The following is a 4,639-nucleotide window of genomic DNA, read 5'->3' as shown; positions in this document are numbered from 1 at the left end:
GTCATATCGGAGGGCACAAGAGAAACCATGCTGGTCACAGGCACTTCGGCGGTAATCACAGGCATTTTGGTGGAAATCAAAAACACTTCAGTCGCAATCGTAGTCACAACAGTGGTATTAGTAGACATAATTCTCGGCATAACTACAATTATCATCGTTATGGCTATTCATTTACACCCAGCAACTCTTTTCGCTCCTATTCACCCTATCAACCCAGGCACTATTCGCCTCGTTCCTACTCAACCAATACGCCAAGCTATTCTTCTCCTACCCCCTACATTAGTATAAAAACTTATCCATCTAGCTATTCTAGCGACACTAACACCAACAACAATTCAGCAGGTACCCGTAAAATAGAAAAAAACAAAGTTATTAAAGTGATAAATAATGCTGAGGTGAGTTTATTGGCTACAGATGTTGAATGGAATACGGTATCCGCCTGTTTAAGCAATAAGAAATCATGTAGTTGCTATGGTCACTCAGGTGATAAGCTGGCAATACCGCAAGAAAGTTGTGAGCTGGCGGCTAAGTATGGGTGGCCACAAAAGCCCAAAGCTCGCACATAAAAGTATATTAATTACGATAAAAACACCGAACAATCATTTTTACCCTCTGGCTTGGGAAACTGAACCACTACCGGCTGGCGCCGGTAGGATCGAGTTTGGGCTGGAAGCCTTTAGCGCTTTTCTGAATGCTGTTCCAAGTACTGCAATATGATCTCGTCAGTGACGTTACCACTTGTCGTACAGAAATAGCCTCTGGCCCAGAAACGCTGCCCCCAATATCGCTTACGCAAAGCTGGAAATTCCTGCTGAACCTTTCGTGAAGAACGCCCTTTCACTCGCTGCATGAAGCGACTAACAGCTATATGCGGCGGTATCTCTACGAACATATGCACATGATTCGTTGACAATACACCACGGATAATCGTTACACCCATCTCCTTACAAACTTGGAGAACAATTGTGCGAATCCGTTCCCGGACTTCTCCTCGCAAAACCTTGTGTCGATATTTAGGAGTCCAAACTATATGATAACGATGATGAAAAATTGTGTGACAACCAGTTGTATATCTCATATTCTGTCTCTTTAAAATGAAGGTTTTACCCCTAACGGGGCCTTCATTTTAAAGAGACAGAATATGAGAGATTACGGCTAAAGCCTTTTTCCGCCTGAAGGCGGAGGTTTTTAACCAAAAAACGTGACAATAAAACAACTGAGAGCGAATAGGTCTAGAAAAGAAGCCTATTATCTAGACCTTCCGTGTAAGGCAATCCAAATTTTTCATTCCTGCGGCTTGGATCGGCGCTTGTTTCGCTCGTTCAGATTCTTTAAAAAGCCCTTCATTTCTTCTTTTCCCCATTCTTGTGCTTCTGACTCAGTTGAGAAACCATCTTGGCGCTTTGAAACAACAGTTTTCTTTGATGAAACTTGTCTGATAATTTTAGTCGTCCAACCTGCGTTACCCTTTGTTATTTGGCAATCGTATTTCTTACTTTGCGTCATTACTGTTAATTTTCTCTTTAATTAATCATTTGAGTTGTATGCGAATGCTGACTCCGTTAAATAAAACAACATCCCCAGAAACAATCTTTTTTCTTTTTCTTGTTTCGATTTTCCCGTTGACTAAAACCCGACCTTCAGCGATTGCAGATTTTGCCTCACCGCCACTTGCAGCAAGACCTTCAAATTTCAAAATCTTAAATAGCGCTATAGGTTCTTTGGAAATTTCAACAATATTTATTTTTTCAATAATATTTTCTCAGTTTTTTAAAAATAAAGTGTATCAAGTGTCCTTATTTTACAGTCATTGCAAGTAGAATAGATCATTCTAAAATAGGATAGCTAGAATTTTACGCTTTTTTCAGAATTGATTGCTTTTATTGCCAATGCGCGCATTATTGCGAATCGCTGATTGCGGATAGGACACAAGCCCAATTAAATATTGCGCCCCCAGAGCTACAGATTCAATTCCCACGGTGACAAGAAAACCGGAGACCTTGGCAATTAAGGTTATCCGGGGTTTTTATACCCACTCTCAATATCAAAAGTTAACAGCCTGCATTCATTCCTTGCTACACAACAAGTTAATACTTGGCACAATGCTTAATCAATGTGACTATCATCCCGGACTACCAGTGATTTAGCAACGTAGCAAAATCCCATCTGATTGATTAGCTAAAGTCGACTTGACACGTTTTACATCTTTTGGTCCATCTTCCCACTTTCATTGACCTGTTTTTCCACATAAGCGGGTCAGTTTTGCATGATTATAATGGACCCTAATTTTTCAATTCGCTATTGTCTTCAAACACAGCTAACTTAGTAGCACCTGCACCTCAGTACACTATTTTTTCCCTCCACTCAGAAATAAAATGCTCTCCAGCACTCATCCCATCATTGTGATAGGCATGAAAATTAACTAAGCAAGAGACGAGTATTTTCAAGTTAAGCAAATTTGAACAAAGATTAGTCAACGCACAAATTCGTTATCCATTGGCTTCTCAGTTTTCAAAACCCCGATCGAGGTAAAAAAGCAGCCCGGTTTGACTTAACTTGACAATACCAATAAGTGGAGTAAGCCGTCATGAGCCTCATACAAGAAAAAATTCACACGACCAACCAGCCCAAACCAAACAAGCAAAAATCCCGCTGTCGTCGGATATCCTGGGTGGTGCTTATTCTGCTGGCAATAGTGACAATATTTTTTTTCGCCGATGAGATGAGCACATCCCGACTACAGTCTCAGACTATTTCACGCTACGCCAGCACCCTCACCTACAGTGTTGAGCCCGGTATCAGTACCGCCATTCATTATCCGGAAACGGGTCCTTTCGACAAACGTTTGGGCTATAACTCCCTGCCCACAATACTCAACCGACTACAACATAGTAGTTTCAGTGTTGAACAGCAAGCACAATTCTCCCCCGCACTACTAGACTATTCCAAACGTGGATTTTTCACGCCCTATCCGGAAAAAAGCCAGGCTGGATTGGTAATTAATGATTGCCGCGCCGAGCCCATCTATCGCAACAGCTTTTCGCAGCGGAGTTACTCTGATTTTACCGACATTCCCTCCTTGGTTGTACAGACCTTGCTGTTCGTCGAAAATAAAGGCTTACTTAGTAATCAGCATGCCAAAATTAACCCGGCGGTTGACTGGCCACGCTTTATCAAAGCCGCCCTGTCTCAGGCCGGCAAAGCCTTAGAGGTACAAGTTGACTCAGTCGGCGGCAGCACACTGGCCACTCAGCTAGAAAAATACCGTCATTCGCCGAATGGCCTGACATTATCTGCCAAAGAAAAACTGCGACAGATGATTTCTGCTAGTGTGCGTGCCTATCAATACGGTCCGCAAACCTTGACGGCTCGTCAAGACATTGTCCTCACGTATCTAAATTCTGTACCCCTGTCTGGAGCTCCAGGTTACGGCGAAGTAAACGGTATCGGAGATGGCCTTTGGGTCTGGTACGGAGCCAACTTTAATAACGTTTCCCGCCTACTGGCACAAGATGATGAGCAGGATGAAAACCTTGATGAACAGGGGTTAGCACTACGCCAAGTACTATCGTTAATGATTGCTCAACGCCGGCCGTCTTTTTATCTGACCCGCGGCCGAATGCAATTGTCTACCCTCACCGACAGCTATCTGCGCCTACTCGCTCAAGACGGACTAATTAACCCGCAGCTACGAGATGCGGCGCTAGCACAACAGCTAACCTTCCGGGATTTCAAGGAAGATTCAGCGGTAATCACAGTCGATCACAACAAGGGCCTACAAGTCGCTCGTAACCGGCTAAGTCATCTACTGGATTATTCCATGTATGATCTCGACCGTCTCGATTTATCGGCTTCAGCCACGCTTCAATATGATCTGCAACAGCAAGTAACGCAATATCTTTATCGACTGGCCGAGCCAGATTTTGCAAAAGACATCGGTTTGCTCGGCGAACGCTTGTTAACACCGGAAAATACGCAGAATGTGAATTATAGCTTTACCCTGTTTGAACGAGGCCAGCACCATGCTAAGGTCAGGATACAGACAGACAACACTGGCCAACCTTTCGATATCAATGAGAGCAGCAAGCTGGAACTGGGATCGACCGCCAAGCTCCGGGTAATTACCACCTATCTGGAAATCATCGCCGAGCTATATCATCGCTATGTCAACCATAGCAATGAAGAACTACGTCAACTCGATCTTGATCGGCAAGATCTACTAAGCCTCTGGGCCGTGGATTATCTTCTTCACTCCCCGGATCGAAATTTAACAGACATGCTGCAATCGGCCCTCGAAAGACGCTATTCTGCTAATACCAGTGAACGCTTTTTTACGGGTGGTGGTATGCATTCCTTCCGAAATTTTCGTAAAGAAGACAATGATCGTAACCCAACCTTGAATGAAGCATTGCGAGAATCTATTAATCTGCCCTTTGTTCGCTTGATGCGGGACATAGTCCGTTACAGCATCTACCTGAATGAAAATCGCACTCAGCTTTTAATAAACGATCAAGATCCCCGTCGACAAGAATATCTGAGTCGTTTTGCTGACCGGGAAGGTCAAGTGTTTTTACTACGCTTCTGGCGAAAATACCAGGATAAAGATGAGCAAGCACGTCTTGAAATCTTCATTGATGGT

Annotated in this window: 5 protein-coding genes; 2 read left to right on the top strand and 3 right to left on the bottom strand. The window is 43.6% G+C overall.

Features of this window, described 5'->3' with window-relative positions; genetic code table 11:
* The coding region (locus tag Q0688_RS03720; RefSeq protein ID WP_299073292.1) for a hypothetical protein at positions 1 to 288 on the top strand (288 nt) is incomplete at its 5' end.
* Between the two features lie 388 nt (positions 289 to 676).
* Here Q0688_RS03720 and tnpA read toward each other — a convergent pair.
* The 3 genes from tnpA to Q0688_RS03705 form a co-directional block, all read right to left on the bottom strand.
* Positions 677 to 1,078, bottom strand: a complete 402-nt coding sequence (tnpA, locus tag Q0688_RS03715) for an IS200/IS605 family transposase (RefSeq protein WP_299073290.1) — start codon at positions 1,076 to 1,078, stop codon at positions 677 to 679.
* 206 nt (positions 1,079 to 1,284) lie between these two features.
* Complete coding sequence (locus tag Q0688_RS03710; RefSeq protein WP_299073288.1) at positions 1,285 to 1,506, bottom strand: DUF3622 domain-containing protein; 222 nt, start codon at positions 1,504 to 1,506, stop codon at positions 1,285 to 1,287.
* Between the two features lie 25 nt (positions 1,507 to 1,531).
* On the bottom strand, positions 1,532 to 1,729 hold the full coding sequence (locus Q0688_RS03705) for an RNA-binding S4 domain-containing protein (RefSeq protein WP_299073294.1): 198 nt from the start codon (positions 1,727 to 1,729) through the stop codon (positions 1,532 to 1,534).
* An 858-nt stretch (positions 1,730 to 2,587) separates the two neighbouring features.
* Between Q0688_RS03705 and Q0688_RS03700 the strand changes: the two genes are divergently transcribed.
* On the top strand, positions 2,588 to 4,639 hold a 2,052-nt coding region (locus tag Q0688_RS03700), incomplete at its 3' end, for a transglycosylase domain-containing protein (protein WP_299073286.1).

This window comes from uncultured Paraglaciecola sp., assembly GCF_937123705.1.
Taxonomy (GTDB): domain Bacteria; phylum Pseudomonadota; class Gammaproteobacteria; order Enterobacterales; family Alteromonadaceae; genus Paraglaciecola.
The sequence above is the reverse complement of the archived record's forward strand: the minus strand, read 5'-3'. Positions and strand labels throughout refer to the sequence as shown.